General features: G+C 59.6%; 14 protein-coding genes. 11 read left to right on the top strand and 3 right to left on the bottom strand.

Annotated features, from left to right (window positions below):
• Positions 1-60 precede the first annotated feature (60 nt).
• Genes MRY75_RS12520 through MRY75_RS12530 form a run of 3 tightly spaced genes read left to right on the top strand, consistent with a single transcriptional unit; the run spans position 61 to position 1,532 of the window.
• Positions 61-558: a flagellar basal body-associated FliL family protein gene (locus tag MRY75_RS12520; RefSeq protein WP_292308285.1), complete on the top strand. Its 498-nt coding sequence runs from the start codon at positions 61-63 to the stop codon at positions 556-558.
• 9 nt (positions 559-567) lie between these two features.
• A complete protein-coding gene (locus MRY75_RS12525; RefSeq protein ID WP_292308287.1) occupies positions 568-927 on the top strand; it encodes a hypothetical protein in 360 nt (119 codons plus the stop codon).
• A gap of 5 nt (positions 928-932) precedes the next feature.
• The gene (locus MRY75_RS12530; protein WP_292308317.1) at positions 933-1,532 is read left to right on the top strand and encodes a hypothetical protein; all 600 of its coding nucleotides are present in this window, start codon (positions 933-935) and stop codon (positions 1,530-1,532) included.
• 335 nt (positions 1,533-1,867) lie between these two features.
• Here MRY75_RS12530 and MRY75_RS12535 read toward each other — a convergent pair whose 3' ends face one another.
• Positions 1,868-2,677 (bottom strand): SDR family oxidoreductase, encoded by an 810-nt coding sequence (locus tag MRY75_RS12535; RefSeq protein ID WP_292308289.1) that lies wholly within the window; start codon positions 2,675-2,677, stop codon positions 1,868-1,870.
• A 310-nt stretch (positions 2,678-2,987) separates the two neighbouring features.
• On the opposite strand from MRY75_RS12535, the gene MRY75_RS12540 reads away from it, so the two are divergent.
• Positions 2,988-3,872: an AraC family transcriptional regulator gene (locus tag MRY75_RS12540; protein WP_292308291.1), complete on the top strand. Its 885-nt coding sequence runs from the start codon at positions 2,988-2,990 to the stop codon at positions 3,870-3,872.
• A 40-nt stretch (positions 3,873-3,912) separates the two neighbouring features.
• Here the strand turns inward: MRY75_RS12540 and MRY75_RS12545 are convergent, their stop codons facing one another.
• Together MRY75_RS12545 and MRY75_RS12550 are read right to left on the bottom strand one after the other, a co-directional pair.
• On the bottom strand, positions 3,913-5,151 hold the full coding sequence (locus MRY75_RS12545; protein ID WP_292308293.1) for an L-rhamnose isomerase: 1,239 nt from the start codon (positions 5,149-5,151) through the stop codon (positions 3,913-3,915).
• A gap of 22 nt (positions 5,152-5,173) precedes the next feature.
• A complete protein-coding gene (locus MRY75_RS12550) occupies positions 5,174-7,276 on the bottom strand; it encodes a bifunctional rhamnulose-1-phosphate aldolase/short-chain dehydrogenase (protein WP_292308295.1) in 2,103 nt (700 codons plus the stop codon).
• A 186-nt stretch (positions 7,277-7,462) separates the two neighbouring features.
• On the opposite strand from MRY75_RS12550, the gene MRY75_RS12555 reads away from it, so the two are divergent.
• The 7 genes from MRY75_RS12555 to MRY75_RS12585 all read left to right on the top strand — a co-directional run bounded on the left by MRY75_RS12555 (position 7,463) and on the right by MRY75_RS12585 (position 14,611).
• Complete coding sequence (locus tag MRY75_RS12555; protein WP_292308297.1) at positions 7,463-8,266, top strand: DeoR/GlpR family DNA-binding transcription regulator; 804 nt, start codon at positions 7,463-7,465, stop codon at positions 8,264-8,266.
• A 38-nt stretch (positions 8,267-8,304) separates the two neighbouring features.
• The gene (rhaS, locus tag MRY75_RS12560) at positions 8,305-9,306 is read left to right on the top strand and encodes a rhamnose ABC transporter substrate-binding protein (protein ID WP_292308299.1); all 1,002 of its coding nucleotides are present in this window, start codon (positions 8,305-8,307) and stop codon (positions 9,304-9,306) included.
• A 69-nt stretch (positions 9,307-9,375) separates the two neighbouring features.
• Positions 9,376-10,908 (top strand): sugar ABC transporter ATP-binding protein, encoded by a 1,533-nt coding sequence (locus MRY75_RS12565; protein WP_292308301.1) that lies wholly within the window; start codon positions 9,376-9,378, stop codon positions 10,906-10,908.
• An 11-nt stretch (positions 10,909-10,919) separates the two neighbouring features.
• Entirely contained in the window at positions 10,920-11,903 is a 984-nt protein-coding gene (locus MRY75_RS12570; protein WP_292308303.1) for an ABC transporter permease, read from the top strand.
• Complete coding sequence (locus MRY75_RS12575; protein ID WP_292308305.1) at positions 11,900-12,901, top strand: ABC transporter permease; 1,002 nt, start codon at positions 11,900-11,902, stop codon at positions 12,899-12,901. Before MRY75_RS12570 ends, MRY75_RS12575 begins: the two co-directional genes overlap by 4 nt.
• 16 nt (positions 12,902-12,917) lie before the next feature.
• Positions 12,918-13,232: an L-rhamnose mutarotase gene (gene rhaM / locus MRY75_RS12580; protein WP_292308306.1), complete on the top strand. Its 315-nt coding sequence runs from the start codon at positions 12,918-12,920 to the stop codon at positions 13,230-13,232.
• Positions 13,229-14,611 (top strand): FGGY-family carbohydrate kinase, encoded by a 1,383-nt coding sequence (locus MRY75_RS12585; protein ID WP_292308308.1) that lies wholly within the window; start codon positions 13,229-13,231, stop codon positions 14,609-14,611. The genes rhaM and MRY75_RS12585 overlap by 4 nt, the downstream gene beginning before the upstream one ends.
• Positions 14,612-14,942: the final 331 nt, after the last annotated feature.

The raw sequence follows: 14,942 nt of genomic DNA on the forward strand, positions 1-14,942 counted from the left end.
TTAACAATCGGTTAGTGCCTGACATGTAAAACAACGCCATGAACGGAAATCGGACTGGTCATGGCACTTGCTGACTCAACAGAACAAACGCCGGGTGAAGCGCCTCGAAAATCCTCGAAACTCGGGCTGATTCTCTCTGTCGTGCTTGCTTTTTTGGGCGCAGGCGCAGGTTATTTTGCCCTGTCATATGAACTGGGGTCCAAGGCCCATAAGGACAGCACGTCCTCGTCCAAAGGCGCAGCTGCAGTACCTGCTCCGGATGTCGCCTTCGTGGAAATTCCACCCATTATTGTCACATTGCCGCCAGGGGCACAGAACACCCATCTTCGCTTTGTCGGCCTGATCGAAGTACCGAAAGAATTTCAAGAGGATGTCGACTTCCTCATGCCCCGGATCCAGGACATGCTGAACGGATACCTGCGCGCACTCACGGCCGAAGATATCGAAGGTTCAGGTGCCCTGTACAGAATCCGACTTCAGCTTTTCCGCCGGATCGTCATGGTCGTCGGCTTGGGAAAGGCAAACAGCCTTCTCGTGACGGAATTCATACTCAACTGAGGTATCTCGATGGAAATGGTTGCGGATATTCTTCTTATGGCAGGCGCCTTAGGCGCGGGGTTGTATTGCTTTATTCTTTCCCGTCGCCTCACAAGATTCACGGATCTGGAGAACGGTGTCGGTGCCGCTGTGGCCGTCCTGTCCGCTCAAGTCACCGATCTGCAAAAAGCCCTTGAGACGGCACAGAAAACAGCGACACATTCCACCGACAGCCTTGATGACTTGACCCGCCGTGCCGAGGATGCCGCCAAACGACTGGAGCTGATGGTCGCCTCACTTCACGACCTGCCTGGAGCGCCCCCAGAACCGGCCCCTGCTTCGTCGTCTGGCGCTCCGGTCTTTTCGCGCCACGCCATCAGCGCCGGGTGATCGCCATGACACAATCAAGGAGAACAGGTCCGGCGCGGCCGAAACTGGGGACGCTTTTCATCATTGGGACCCTGCTTATGCTTTCGGCCGCTGTGCGATTGGCAACCGAGGCGGGACAGGTGCTCGCAAGCGACACTCCTGTCGATGTCATTGATGCTCCGACGGAGCTGGGAAATCCAATGGATCTTGCGCGTCCCGAGCAGATGACGGCTGCACTGAATGCCATCAAACATCGCGAAGTCTCTCTCGCGCGGCGCGAAACGGAGTTGGCGGAGCGGGAAGCGATCCTGTCCGCTGCGGAAGAGGCCATAGATGCGGAATTGGCAAAACTGGAGCAAGCCGAGCAAAGCTTGCGCGACACAATTTCACTGGCCGCTTCGGCTGCAGAAGACGATCTGGGGCAACTGACGGCAGTTTACGCAAACATGAAACCCAAACAGGCTGCAGCACTGTTCGAACAGATGGATGCAACATTCGCAGCTGGTTTTCTTGCTCGAATGGCGTCAGACAGCGCCGCTCGGATCATGGCCGGGATGACTCCGGAAAAGGCCTACGAGATCAGCGTAGAGCTTGCAGGTCGGAATGCGGACATCCCAACCGAATAACGGCAGATGTGCTTGAATGCTGCGGAGGCCAAAACCGCCCTCGGAGATGCGAGGTTGTCTATGGATCAGGCCTCGTCCCTTGCTGTTGTACAGCCTTGGGGCGGATGCCGATGAGGTGGCCCTCATCGCGCGTTTCCGCAATTTGGCAAGAGGGTGAGAGGAGGTGCCGAAACATGTGGGTTACATTCTGCTGTGCCAAATACTGAAACTTAGTCCGAACAGTTTTGTGAACCTGCGAAATGTCGGTAACCGCCATCGCTCCGTCTGGTCCAAGAGTATTGTTACAGCAGCGCAAGGTGGCACGACAGGTTTGGCCGCGCATCGGCCTCCCTCGGTCAGCCAGCCATCAGTGCCTTGATACCGTTGATAAATGTGTCGTCGTCCTCGTTCTTGCGCCGATCCAGCAGTTCCGCGGCGTCTGGTCCGGCACGAAAGCGCAGTTGGCCGTCGGGCGCGTTCACCGCCTTCCAGATCACGTCCGAAACCACGTCTGGCGTTGACGGGTTCGAGGCCAAGCGGCCAAAGAGGCGTCCCATGGCTTCGGCAGTGGGTCCGTAGTCGGATAGATCGTCCCTCATCGCGAAATCGAACGACCGGCCGCCGAAGTCTGTTCTGATCATGCCCGGCTCGACGATGCGGACGCGGATGCCCAGCGGTTCCAACTCGTAATGCAGCGCCTCGGACAGGCCTTCGACGGCGAATTTGGTGCCATGATACAGCGAGCCCAGTGGGAAGGTGATCTGCCCACCGATAGAGGAGATATTGACGATCGTGCCCGCGCGTCGCGCGCGCATCTGCGGAAGCACACCCTTCGTCACGTCCAACAAGCCAATGACGTTGGTGTCGAACTGGCGGCGGATGCGGTCCGTTGAGAACGCCTCCAAGGGGCCGTAGGCGCCGTAGCCTGCATTGTTCAGCAGGACGTCTATGGCGCCGAAATGATCTGTGCCCCTGGTGACTGCGTCCGTAATCGACGCAGGGTCGGTTACGTCGAGACGCGCAATCAGAATTCTTTCGAGATCACGAAGATCAGAACCCGCAGGATCACGCATGGTCGCAATGACATTCCAGCCTTCGGTCTGGAACCGCAGCGCGGTTGCCTTACCGATGCCGGATGACGCGCCGGTGATGAGGATGGTCGGCATAAGAGAACTCCTTCAGGCATTAAGGCGCAAGATGCTCGCGAATACGAAATCGGTGAACGAGATGCCCGTGACCTCAGAACCCTGAGGCATCCTCCCCGCGCGACAGGTCAAGCAAAGCGGCCCGCGATCCCGATGATGACGATCCCTGCTATCCGTGCAGCCCCAAGTTTATCTTACGATCACGATACTCGGCTCAAACCCTCGTTTCTTTCCCATTCTTCCAAAAAACTTGCCCGATCCTCCGGATTTTGGTGCTTTCGCTCATATCTTGTACTGAACCATGATAGACCATCCACGAAAGGACAGCCGCATGACCGGATTACTGGATCGCGTATCAACGCTTATGGATCGTGCGCGCGTGCAGCAAGGTGCGTTGGCCCATGCGGCAAGCGGGTTGCACCTGTTGCGGTTCGAGACGGAAACACGCCAGACCGCCACGGTCTACCGCCCGCTGCTGTGCCTTGTTCTGCAGGGTGCAAAGCAGGTCAGTACCGGGTCGCACAGCCTGACCGTGGTACAAGGGCAATCATTGATCGTCAGCCATGCGATTCCGGTTGTTTCGCGCATCACTGCGGCCTGTCCAGAGGCGCCCTATGTGGCACTGGTCCTGCCGCTGGACCTTGATCTCCTGCGCGGTCTTGCCCCAGCGCTTCCGCCATCACGTGCGGCGCGCAAACAGAATCGATTCTCGATCACGCTTTGCAAGACAGAGCAAGAAATTGAGCACGCCTTGACCCGCCTGATCGACCAGAGCGAAACCGAGGCCACACGCCAGTTGCTTGCCCCGATCACCCGGCAAGAGCTGCACGCAAGACTGCTGTTGGGGCCGCATGCCGAGGCGCTCCAGCGGCTTTTGTGGCATGAGACCACTGCCAGCCGCATCTTTCGCGCCACCCGTGAGATCCAGTCCGACCTGTCACGCGCGCTGGTTGTTGGTGACTTGGCGGAGCAGATCGGGATGAGTCCTTCTGCCTTCTTCGAGCATTTCAAGGCCATCACCGGCACCTCGCCGCTGCAATACCAGAAAGACCTGCGCCTGCTGAACGCCCGCGACGTGTTGCGTTGCTCCGATGCCAAGATCTCGGATATTGCGTTTCGTGTCGGTTACGAAAGCTCGGCCCAATTCTCGCGCGAATACAGTCGGAAGTTCGGGCTTTCGCCCCGTCAGGATCGGGCGTTGATGGCTGCGGAGTGACTTTTACACATCTGCGACCCGGCCAGAGCGTCCGTGACCGTCAACCCCGGGACGCGACACGCGCCTGATAGGTACCCAATTCGCCAATCAAGGAGAGCCCCGACGGTGTTCCCAGGCGTACGCAGAATTCAGACCAGATCGCGCCGAAGGGCAGGTCTCGGAATTCCTCAGTCAAGGTGAGCCGCGCGGTGAAATCGAGGCCATCTTCTGCGGCTCGAAGCCGATCCCACGGCGTCAAGAGCGCCCGCAGAAGGGCTTTCTGCATGTTCCTGACCCCGATCACCCAGGCGGCTGTTCGGCTGATCGTGGCATCGAAAAAGTCGAGGCCGATATAGGTCCGGTCCAGCAGGTCTGCGCTGACCAACTCATGCGCCATGGCAAGAATATCGTCGTTCTGCAAAATGACGTGATCGCTGTCCCAGCGCATCGGCCGCGAGACATGCAGGAGGATTTGAGGAAGCGACAGCGCAACCGCGCTCAGCTTGTCGGCGATGCTTTCAGTGGGGTGGAAATGCCCCATGTCGAGACAGAGAAGCGTGCCCTTGCGGATCGCGTAGCCCATATAGAACTCATGGCTTCCCACGGTGCAGGCCTCGACCCCGATGCCGAACAGCTTTGACTCGACCGCGTCCAGCATATGGGCGGGATCCTGATTTGGCCTGAGCATGTCGTTGAGCGATGCCTCAAGCCGTTTTCGCGCAGACATGCGATCGACGGGGATGTCCTTGTAGCCGTCGGGCACCCAGATGTTGTTCACACACACGCTGCCAAGTTCTGAACCGATGCGCGCAGCAATGTCCCGCGTGCGCTTGCCGTGTTCGATCCAGAAGTCGCGAATGCCTTTGTCCGGATGCGACAGTGTCAGGTTATCATCCGCCTTGGCATGGGCGAAAAAGGTCGGGTTGAAGTCCAGCCCGATGCCCTGAGTTTTGGCCCAATCGACCCAGGGCGCAAAATGCCGGTACTCGATCTCGTCACGGTCCGGGGTCTCGTCGGTGTCCATATACATGGCATGCAGGTTGAGCCGGTGTTTGCCCGGGATCATGGAATAGGCAAACTCCAGATCGGCGCGCAGCTCGTCCGGCGTGCGGGCGCGTCCGGGATGATTGCCCGTGGCCTGTATCCCACCACCCGAGGACCCGGTCTTCTTTTCGAAGCCGACAACATCGTCGCCCTGCCAGCAATGCATCGAGATCGGGATCGTTGCCAGCCGTGCAAGCGCTGCCTCGGTATCGACGCCCCACTCTGCGAAGGCCGCTTTTGCGCTGTCGTAGCTCATGACCATTCCCCGTCTTCCAAGTTCAGCGCGTGAACGCCTGCACGTTGCCTGCATCCACGTTCAGAATGTTACCGGTCGATTTGGACGAGGTTTCAGCGGCAAAGAAATAGCAGGCCTCTGCAATGTCCTCGGGAAGTACAGACCGTTTGAGCATCGAACGGTTGCGGTACATCTCTTCGAGGCCCTGCTTGTCAGTGCCATACGTTGACGCCCGCTGATCAAGCCACTCGCCTTCCCAAATCTTCGACCCGCGCAGCACGGCATCGGGGTTGACGACGTTGACGCGGATGCCTGCTTCGGCACCTTCAAGCGCGAGACAGCGGGCCAGATGGATTTCCGCAGCCTTGGCGGTGCAATAGGCCGATGCGTTGGGCGAGGCCGCAAGACCATTCTTCGACGCGACGAAGACGATCGATCCCCCCATGTCCTGTACGCGCATCAGCTTGAATGCTTCGCGGCTGACGAGGAAATAACCGGTGCTCAGGATGTCCATGTTCCTGTTCCAGAGCGCAAGCGTCGTCTGTTCGACCGGTGCAGAAGAGGCGATCCCCGCATTGGATACCAGAATATCGATCCCGCCGAACTCGACCGCGGCTTCGGCAAAGGCCTGTGCGACTGCGTCTTCGTTGGTGACATCCATGACCACAGAACGTACCACATCCTGACCGTAGGATTGCGTCAGCGCATCTTGTGCGGTTTTCAGATTATCGGCATTGATGTCGGCAAGGACGACGCAGGCACCCTCGGCGAGGTACCGCTCGGCCGTTGCGACACCGATGCCACCCGCGCCCCCTGTGACCAGCGCAACGCGACCTGCAAGCGACTTGGGCTTTGGCATGCGCTGCAGCTTGGCCTCTTCGAGCAGCCAGTATTCGATGTCGAAGGCTTCTTGTTCGGGCAGACCCTGGTATTCGCTGACCGCCGACGCGCCGCGCATCACGTTGATCGCGTTCACGTAGAACTCGCCCGAAATCCGCGCCGTCGCCTTGTCCTTCGCAAAGGTGATCATGCCCACGCCGGGCACGAGGTAAACAACAGCATTGGGATCCCGAAGCGCCGGGCTGTCGTCGTGTTTGCGCCGCTCGTAATAGGCCTTGTAGTCCTCGCGATACGCGTCGATATGCGCGGGCAGCCCGGCCAGAACCTCGTCAAGGTTGCCCTTGCTTGGGTCGAAATCCACGACCAGGGGACGGATTTTCGTCCGCAGGAAGTGATCGGGGCAGGACGTACCGAGCGCCGCGAGCGCTTCCATCTGCTGTGAATTGACGAATTCCAGAACGGCGGGGCTGTCGTTGAAGTGCCCGACCATATGCTGGTTGCCGCTCACAAATCCGCGAATGGCAGGCATCAGCCGGGCTGCCACATTGCGGCGTGCTGTGGCGTCAAGGGAGGTGTGCTTTGTCCCACCAAAGACCGGGGCGCCCGACATCCGTTCGTGCAGCCATTCTGTCGCGCGGTTGATCACGTCAATCGTGGTGTCGTAACAGTCCTTCGCGGTGTCGGCCCACGTGAACAGGCCGTGGCTTTCCAACACGACACCATCGGCCTCCGGGTTTTCGAGGCAGAATTTCTCGAGCCAAAGGCCCAACTCATATCCCGGACGTTTCCACGGCAGCCAACCGATGCGCGCTCCGAAGATGTCCTGCGTCAGCTCTTTCGAATTCTTCGACGCGGCAATGGCGATGATCGCATCGGCATGGACGTGATCGACATGCTTGCGCGGCACATAGGCATGGAGCGGCGTGTCGATCGAAGCCGCACGCGGGTTCAGCTTGAAGGTGCAATGGGGAAGATAGGCCACCATTTCATCTTCAAACTCGACACCCCGGTAAAGCGATCTCAGCGAGTTCAGCTTGTCCATGTAGAGCGTGGCAAACCCATCCATCCTGATCGAGCCGATGTCGCCGCCCGAGCCCTTGACCCAGAGCACCTCGACGGTTTCGCCTGTCAGCGGATCGGTTTCCATCACCTTGGCCGAGGTGTTGCCACCGCCGTAATTGGTCACGCGCTTGTCCGACCCAAGGATGTTCGAGCGGTAGAGAAGCAACTCCGATTCGCTCATTCCTTTGGCGGTGTCGTCGTTCCAACGGTTTTCCAGCAAAGGATTGTCGACCGATTTCAACATGATGTGCTCCTCATCAGACGGACTCAGTCCGAAATCACCTAGTGTCCAGCGTGGGGCTGGCATGATCGTTTGTCAATCTCGCTCAATCACATTCAATCATGCTGCAGTGCAGAATGATTGAATGTGACGGTTTTTGATTGACTGCACGTTGGAATCTGAGCACGCTTAACGGCAAGGGAGGCAAATATGCACGAGTCTGAACGCCACAGGGTCATTCTATCCACGGTCCAGGATCGGGCTGTCGTGACGGTCGTTGATCTGTGCAATCTGACCGGCGCATCCGAAGCCACGATCCGTCGAGATATCGCCACCCTTCACATGCAAAAGAAGGTCCGGCGCGTACGCGGCGGTGTCGAATCCCTGACTCCGCCTCAATTCGTAGGTCTTGCAGGCCGCACATTCGCGGTGAACGAGTCGCTCCGGATCAAGGAAAAGCAGGCGATCGCACGGGCGGCCGTGGATCTTTGCGAAGACGGCGAGCCGATCACCATCAATGGCGGGACGACGACCTTTCAGATGGTCCACCCCTTGGCGAATCGGCGGTGTCAGGTGTTCACCAATTCCTTTCCGATTGCAGAGCACCTGCTGAAACACTCGAAGAACACCGTGATGGTGTCGGGCGGTGCGATCTATCGCGAACAGAACATCATCCTGTCGCCCTTTGAGAATGACGTGACGCGCAATTTCTACGCCCGCCGTATGTTCATGGGTGCGCAGGGGATCGGCCCGCTCGGACTGATGGAGGCGGATCCGCTGCTGATCCGGGCCGAAGAAAAGCTGATGGGTCAGGCAGACGAGCTTGTCGTGCTGGTCGACAGCTCGAAATTCGAACAGCGGTCCAGCCTCGTGCTTTGCGGCCTCGACCGCATCTCGACGCTGATCACGGATGAAGGAATCTCGGACAAGGCGGCGGCAATGCTGGACGCTGCGGACGTGAAACTGATCGTCGCCCAGTCCGGCGGCGCTCAAGAGGACGTGGCCGCCTCATAGATCGGCCAAGTACAACAGTTACTTTGGGAGGACTTTACATGAAACGTCGGACATTCACCTCGCTGGTGGCGGGCATGAGCCTCGCGGCCAGCCTCATGGGCACCAGCGCAATGGCGCAGGACAACATGCGCATCGCGCTTGTCGTCAAGGCGCTTGGGATCGGCTTCTTCGAGGCCGCCGCTGAAGGCGCCGAGGAAGCGGCGGCAGAACTGGGCAACGTCGAGATCATCTATACCGGCCCGACCGACACCACTGCGGAAGGCCAGATCGAGGTCATCAACTCGCTGATCGCGCAGGGCGTCGATGCGATTGCGATCTCAGCCAACGACCCTGATGCGGTGTCCCCCGCCCTTCAGCGCGCAATGCAGCGCGGCATCACCGTCATCTCGTGGGATTCCGGGGTGAACGAAGAGGGCCGCCAGATGCACCTCAACCCGTCATCCACGCCGCTGATCGGCAACACGATCCTCAAGCTTGCTGCCGATCACATGCCGGATGGTGGCCAGGTGGCGATCCTGTCGGCTTCGGCCACGGCCACCAACCAGAACGCGTGGATTGCGGCCGCCGAGGAGGTTCTGCCGAACTATCCGGGTATCGAACTCGTTGCGACCGTCTATGGGGACGACCTGTCGGACAAGTCCTACCGCGAGGCGCAGGGCCTCATGGCGTCCTATCCGGACCTGAAGGCGATCATCGCACCCACAACAGTCGGCATTCTTGCCTCGTGCCAGGCGGTTTCCGACGCTGGCAAGATCGGCCAGGTCAACGTGACCGGACTTGGTCTGCCGTCAGAGATGGCGGGCTGCGTGGAATCTGGTGCCACCAAGAGCTTTGCGATCTGGAATCCCATCGATCTGGGCTATTCCGCAACGATGATCGCACACGCACTTGCCTCGGGTGCGGCAACGGCAGAGCCGGGTGCGGAAATCCCGACAGGCCGCATGGGGTCTGTGACGCTCGACGACACGAACACGGCCGCGATGTCGGACCCGTTCACCTATGACGCGTCCAACATCGATCAATTCAAGGACATCTTCTGATCGCAGACGCAGAACAGCGCAGCGTTCGCGCTGCGCTGTCACCCTTTCGGCAAGGCAGCCCCAAAATCCATGTTGATGCACCCCGATCAGAAATCCGATCTCCTCGGAGCAGAGACCGAAACGCCGATTTTGGCGTTGAACCGGGTGACCAAAACCTTCCCCGGTGTCACGGCCTTGTCCGAGGTGTCGCTTGAGCTGTTTCCCGGCAAAGTCACCGCGTTGGTTGGCGAGAACGGGGCAGGCAAATCAACGGTCGTCAAGATTCTGACGGGCATCTATCAGCCGGATGGTGGAGAGATCGAGATTGACGGCGCACCCTGCCGATTTCCGAATTCGCAAGCGGCAGGGGATGCAGGCGTCACCGCAATCCATCAGGAAACGGTTCTTTTCGACGAGTTGTCCGTGGCCGAGAACATCTTTCTGGGCCACGCGCCGCGCGGGCGGTTCGGCCTGATCGATACCGCAGAGATGATCGAAAAGGCCCGTGCCATCCTCGTGAGCATCGGCGCTCAGATCGACCCACACACACGGCTCAAGGACCTCGGGATTGCGAACAAGCACCTCGTGGCCATCGCGCGCGCGCTGTCGATCGACGCGCGGGTCGTGATCATGGACGAGCCCACCGCAGCCCTCAGCCAGAAGGAGATCGAGGAGCTTTACGTCCTTGTCGAAGAACTCAAGGACCAGGGCAAAGCGATCCTCTTCATCAGCCACAAGTTCGATGAGATCTTCCGCATCGCGGACCACTACACGGTTTTCCGCGATGGAGCGCTTGTCGGCACCGGGTCCATCGCGGACGTGTCCGAGGGCGAACTCGTCAAGATGATGGTCGGTCGGGATGTCAGCCAAATCTTTCCCGAACGTGACCACAATGTCGGCGACGAGATTCTGGTGGTCGAAGGATACGAGCATCCGACCGAATTCGCGGACATCGATTTCACGCTCCACCGAGGAGAAATTCTGGGCTTTTACGGCCTTGTCGGTGCGGGCCGTTCCGAATTCATGCAGTCGCTCTTCGGGATCACCCGACCCGCCTCTGGCACATTGCGTATCGATGGCGAAAAGGTCGTGATCCGATCCCCGGCCGACGCCGTTGCGAATGGCATCGTCTATGTCCCCGAGGATCGCGGCAAGCAGGGCGCGATCACCGCGCTCCCGATCTTCCAGAACGTGACGCTTCCGTCGCTGGGGCGCACCTCGCGCAACGGTTTCCTGAGGTTGGCAGAAGAGTTCAAACTCGCCCGCGAATACACCGAACGCCTCGACCTTCGCGCAGCATCGCTGGACACCGATGTCGGCAACCTGTCGGGCGGCAACCAGCAGAAGGTCGTCATCGCCAAATGGCTGGCCACGCAACCCAAGGTCATCATCCTCGATGAGCCGACCAAAGGGATCGATATCGGCTCCAAGGCCGCCGTTCACGAATTCATGGCAGAACTGGCCGCTCAGGGTCTGGCCGTCATCATGGTCAGCTCGGAAATCCCGGAGATCATGGGCATGTCGGACCGGGTGATCGTCATGCGAGAGGGGCGGATCGCGGCAGAGCTTTCGGGCGACCAGATTACGCCCGAGTCCCTGGTACGGCACGCGGCGGGGATCTGAAGGAGGCACTTATGTCAAAGCACGTCCTCATGTCGCGCGAAATGCTCCTCACCGGAGCGATCATCCTGCTACTTGGGATCATCGCTTCGCGGTTCCCTGCCTTCATCGCGCCGTCGAATCTGGCAAATGTGTTCAACGACACTGCCCCTCTGATCCTGCTGGCCATCGGCCAGATGATCGTGATCCTGACACGCTGCATCGATCTGAGTGTTGCGGCGAACCTCGCCCTGACCGGCATGGTCGTCGCCATGATCAATGTTGCGATGCCGGAACTGCCCGTGCCTGTGATCATCGTCATTTCCATCGGATTCGGGGCGCTTCTTGGCATGATCAACGGCGTTCTCGTCTGGAAGCTTGCCATTCCGCCGATTGTCGTGACGCTGGGGACCATGACGATCTTTCGCGGCACGATCTTCCTTCTTTCAGACGGCAAATGGGTCAACAGCCACGAGTTCAGCGACACTTTCAAGGCCTTTCCACGGACCGAGCTTCTTGGCCTGCCGCTGATGAGCTGGATCGCCATCGCCGCCGTCATCTTCTTCACGCTCGTGATGTCGCGGACAACGCTGGGCCGCGCCTTCTATGCCGCTGGCGGCAACCCGCACGCCGCCACCTACGCCGGGATCGACGTGGGTAAGACGCAATTCTGGGCCTTCACCATTTCCGGCGCTTTGGCAGGGCTTACGGGCTATCTCTGGGTCTCGCGGTTTGCCGTTGCGTTCGTCGATCTGGCCGGCGGGTTCGAGCTGAATGTCGTGGCAGCCTGCGTCATCGGGGGCGTCGCCATCATGGGCGGCATCGGCACGGTTGTCGGCGCGATGCTGGGGTCGCTGTTCCTTGGCATCATCAGCAATGCGCTTCCCGTCGTGAACATCTCGCCGTTCTGGCAACTGGCGATTTCGGGCAGCGCGATCATCATCGCGGTCGCCCTTAACGCCCAGGCCAATCGCGACAAGGGCCGGATCATCCTCAAACGTGCGGAGAACGCGACATGACCGAGACACCCCGCTCCTCCATTCCCGATCGCCTGCGTTCACCGCTGGATCGGCGCCTGAAAAGCTGGGAAACCCTGCTTCTGGCAGTCGCCATAGCGATCTTCGTCGTGAACAGCTTTACCTCACCCTATTTCCTGAACGCCTGGAACCTCAGCGACATGACGTTCAACTTCACGGAAAAGGCTATGATCGCCTTCGCGATGGCGCTTCTGATCATCGCGGGCGAAATCGACCTCTCCGTGGCGTCGATCATCGCGCTGGCCTCGACAGCAATGGGAGCGGCGGTTCAGGTCGGGGTGGGCACACCGGGACTGGTGCTCATCGGACTTGGGGTGGGCCTTCTGTGCGGCGCGTTCAACGGCGTTCTCGTCACACGCATGGGCCTGCCGTCGATTGTCGTCACCATCGGCACGATGAGCCTTTTCCGCGGGATCAGTTACATCGTTCTGGGCGATCAGGCCTATCGCGGATACCCGTCGGACTTTGCGTTTTTCGGACAGGGCTACGTCTTCTGGGTGATCTCCTTTGAATTCGTGCTCTTCGCCTGCCTCGCGCTCATCTATTACGTGCTGCTCCACAAGACGAACTTCGGACGTGCGGTCTATGCCATCGGCAACAATCCCGTCGGTGCAGAGTTCTCGGGAATCCGGGTCGCCCGCGTGAAGTTCATTCTTTTCCTGCTGACAGGGCTGATGTCCGGTGTGGCCGCCATCTGCCTGACCTCACGGCTGGCATCGACACGTCCGTCAATCGCTGTGGGATGGGAGCTGGAAATTGTCACGATGGTCGTTCTTGGCGGTGTGAACATCCTCGGCGGGTCTGGCTCCATCCCTGGCGTGGTGATCGCCGCATTTGTGATGGGGCTGGTGACGTTCGGTTTGGGCCTTTTGAATGTGCCCGGCATCGTGATGTCCATCGTGATCGGGGCGCTTCTGATCGGCGTCATCGCCTTGCCGCGCCTTTGGCAGACGTGGCGTCTTCAGGCTGCAAAGCGGTAGGGCAGGAGACAGACAGATGGAAAAGTATGCGTTCAAAATGCACCTCAATCCCGGGGCAAAGGCAGAGTACAAAAAGCGCCATGACGAGATTTGGCCAGACCTCGTGGCGCTTCTGAAGACCGCCGGAGTGTCGGACTATTCCATTCACCTCGATGAGGAGACAAACATCCTGTTCGGTGTCCTCTGGCGCACGGACGATCACAAGATGGACGACCTGCCCTCCCACGAAATCATGCAGAAATGGTGGGCCCACATGGCCGACATCATGGAAACATATGAGGACAACGAACCGGTTGCCTTGCCTCTCACCCCAGTCTTTCACATGTCATGACCGGCGAACATTTAGCCGTCATCGACATCGGCAAGACCAACGCCAAGCTTGCGGTCGTGCGCCGGTCGGATCTCTCGGAAATCGACGTTGTCACGCGGCCCAACACGGTCCTGCCCGGTCCGCCCTATCCGCATTTCGACGTCGATGGTCATTGGGAGTTCATCCTTGACGGCCTCTCGCGTTTCAACGCCGAACATGGTCTGACCGCGATCACGATCACCACGCATGGCGCAGCCGCTGCGTTGCTGTCCGAGGACGGGTCGCTCGCTGCACCTGTTCTGGACTATGAACATACGGGGCCAGACGCGTGCGCAGAGGCTTATGACGCGATCCGGCCGCTATTCTTGGAAACCGGGTCCCCCCGCTTGTCGATGGGTCTCAACCTCGGCGCACAACTCCACTGGCAGTTTCTGACCGATCCAACGCTTCTTAACCGCGTCGCGCATGTCGTGACCTATCCACAATTCTGGGCGCATCGTCTGACAGGTGTCCTGGCAACTGACGTCACCTCTCTCGGGTGTCACACGGACCTCTGGAACCCGCATGAGCGCCGCTTCTCCTCCCTGCCCGAGGCCCTTGGCATCGCGGACCGGATTGCGCCACCGCGCAAGCCCGGCGACGTTCTGGGCACCATCACGACCGAAATCGCCCGGCGCACCGGGCTGTCCACAGCTACGCCCGTGCTTTGCGGCATCCACGATTCCAACGCGTCGCTGCTGGCACACCTCATGAGGCGTGACCCACCGTTCAGCGTGGTTTCGACAGGGACTTGGGTGATTGCAATGACCGTCGGCGGCAAGCCCATGACACTCGACCCCGCTCGCGACACACTTGTGAACGTCAACGCCTTTGGTGACGCGGTGCCGTCGGCGCGCTTCATGGGAGGCCGGGAACATGATCTTCTTCTCGGCGGATCAGCAACGCGCGCTGATGAGGCCGACATGCGAGAGATACTGACCGATCACCGGATGCTCCTGCCAGCCGTGGTGCCGGAAACCGGCCCGTTCGCGGGGATGACGTCGCGCTGGGTGGGTGACGAGCCGCCACCTGCGTCTGGGCAGCGAAGTGCTGCAGTCGGATTTTATCTGGCCCTCGTCACCGCGCGCTGCCTCGAACTCATCGGGCACGAGGGCCCAGTCATCGTCGAAGGCCCGTTTGCCCGGAACACGCCATATCTCGTGATGCTTGAAGCCGCATCCGCGTCGCCCGTGGTTCCAACAACCAGCGCGACGGGAACCAGCGCAGGCGCCGCCCTTCTTTTGGCGACACCCGGCACCCCGGATCGCGAAGCCACGCATCGCCCAATGTGCGATGCCCACTTGAGAGACCTATGTGTCGACTATGCCTCTGTCTGGGATGCCGCCCTTAGGGGCGCTTGACCCGAGCATACTCGTTTTTTCCATAGGGCGGTCATACGGAGCCGCCAAGAATGACCGTTTTGCCCGAGGATCAGGAAAGGCCACTTTCGCGGAAGCATCATCCGGGTTTGCGCCAGAGTTACTGCCAACGAAAGCAAAAGTCTGCGCAAGACATATGCCGCACGTTTCAAGATGCCACAAAAATCCATCCATAACAACCACTTACGACGCACAAAAAACAGGCGAAAAGCAATAGTCTGCGCAAGAAAGCAATAGTCTGCGCAAAGCGTTTTCCCGCCTTCTTAGGAAGGGCGTCGCCCATGAAAAAACCCGCCTCAAAGAGGCGGGCTAG

This window comes from Marivita sp. (genome assembly GCF_022763305.1).
In the GTDB taxonomy this organism is placed as follows: domain Bacteria; phylum Pseudomonadota; class Alphaproteobacteria; order Rhodobacterales; family Rhodobacteraceae; genus Marivita.

What these genes read in the sequence shown, in the direction of transcription:
- MRY75_RS12525 (WP_292308287.1), top strand. Translation starts at nt 568, where the DNA reads ATGGAAATGGTTGCGGATATTCTTCTTATGGCAGGCGCCTTAGGCGCG.
- MRY75_RS12540 (WP_292308291.1), top strand. Translation starts at nt 2,988, where the DNA reads ATGACCGGATTACTGGATCGCGTATCAACGCTTATGGATCGTGCGCGC.
- MRY75_RS12565 (WP_292308301.1), top strand. Translation starts at nt 9,376, where the DNA reads ATGTTGATGCACCCCGATCAGAAATCCGATCTCCTCGGAGCAGAGACC.
- MRY75_RS12585 (WP_292308308.1), top strand. Translation starts at nt 13,229, where the DNA reads ATGACCGGCGAACATTTAGCCGTCATCGACATCGGCAAGACCAACGCC.
- MRY75_RS12575 (WP_292308305.1), top strand. Translation starts at nt 11,900, where the DNA reads ATGACCGAGACACCCCGCTCCTCCATTCCCGATCGCCTGCGTTCACCG.
- MRY75_RS12550 (WP_292308295.1), bottom strand. Translation starts at nt 7,276, where the DNA reads ATGTTGAAATCGGTCGACAATCCTTTGCTGGAAAACCGTTGGAACGAC.
- MRY75_RS12570 (WP_292308303.1), top strand. Translation starts at nt 10,920, where the DNA reads ATGTCAAAGCACGTCCTCATGTCGCGCGAAATGCTCCTCACCGGAGCG.
- MRY75_RS12535 (WP_292308289.1), bottom strand. Translation starts at nt 2,677, where the DNA reads ATGCCGACCATCCTCATCACCGGCGCGTCATCCGGCATCGGTAAGGCA.
- MRY75_RS12555 (WP_292308297.1), top strand. Translation starts at nt 7,463, where the DNA reads ATGCACGAGTCTGAACGCCACAGGGTCATTCTATCCACGGTCCAGGAT.
- rhaM (WP_292308306.1), top strand. Translation starts at nt 12,918, where the DNA reads ATGGAAAAGTATGCGTTCAAAATGCACCTCAATCCCGGGGCAAAGGCA.
- MRY75_RS12520 (WP_292308285.1), top strand. Translation starts at nt 61, where the DNA reads ATGGCACTTGCTGACTCAACAGAACAAACGCCGGGTGAAGCGCCTCGA.
- rhaS (WP_292308299.1), top strand. Translation starts at nt 8,305, where the DNA reads ATGAAACGTCGGACATTCACCTCGCTGGTGGCGGGCATGAGCCTCGCG.
- MRY75_RS12530 (WP_292308317.1), top strand. Translation starts at nt 933, where the DNA reads ATGACACAATCAAGGAGAACAGGTCCGGCGCGGCCGAAACTGGGGACG.
- MRY75_RS12545 (WP_292308293.1), bottom strand. Translation starts at nt 5,151, where the DNA reads ATGAGCTACGACAGCGCAAAAGCGGCCTTCGCAGAGTGGGGCGTCGAT.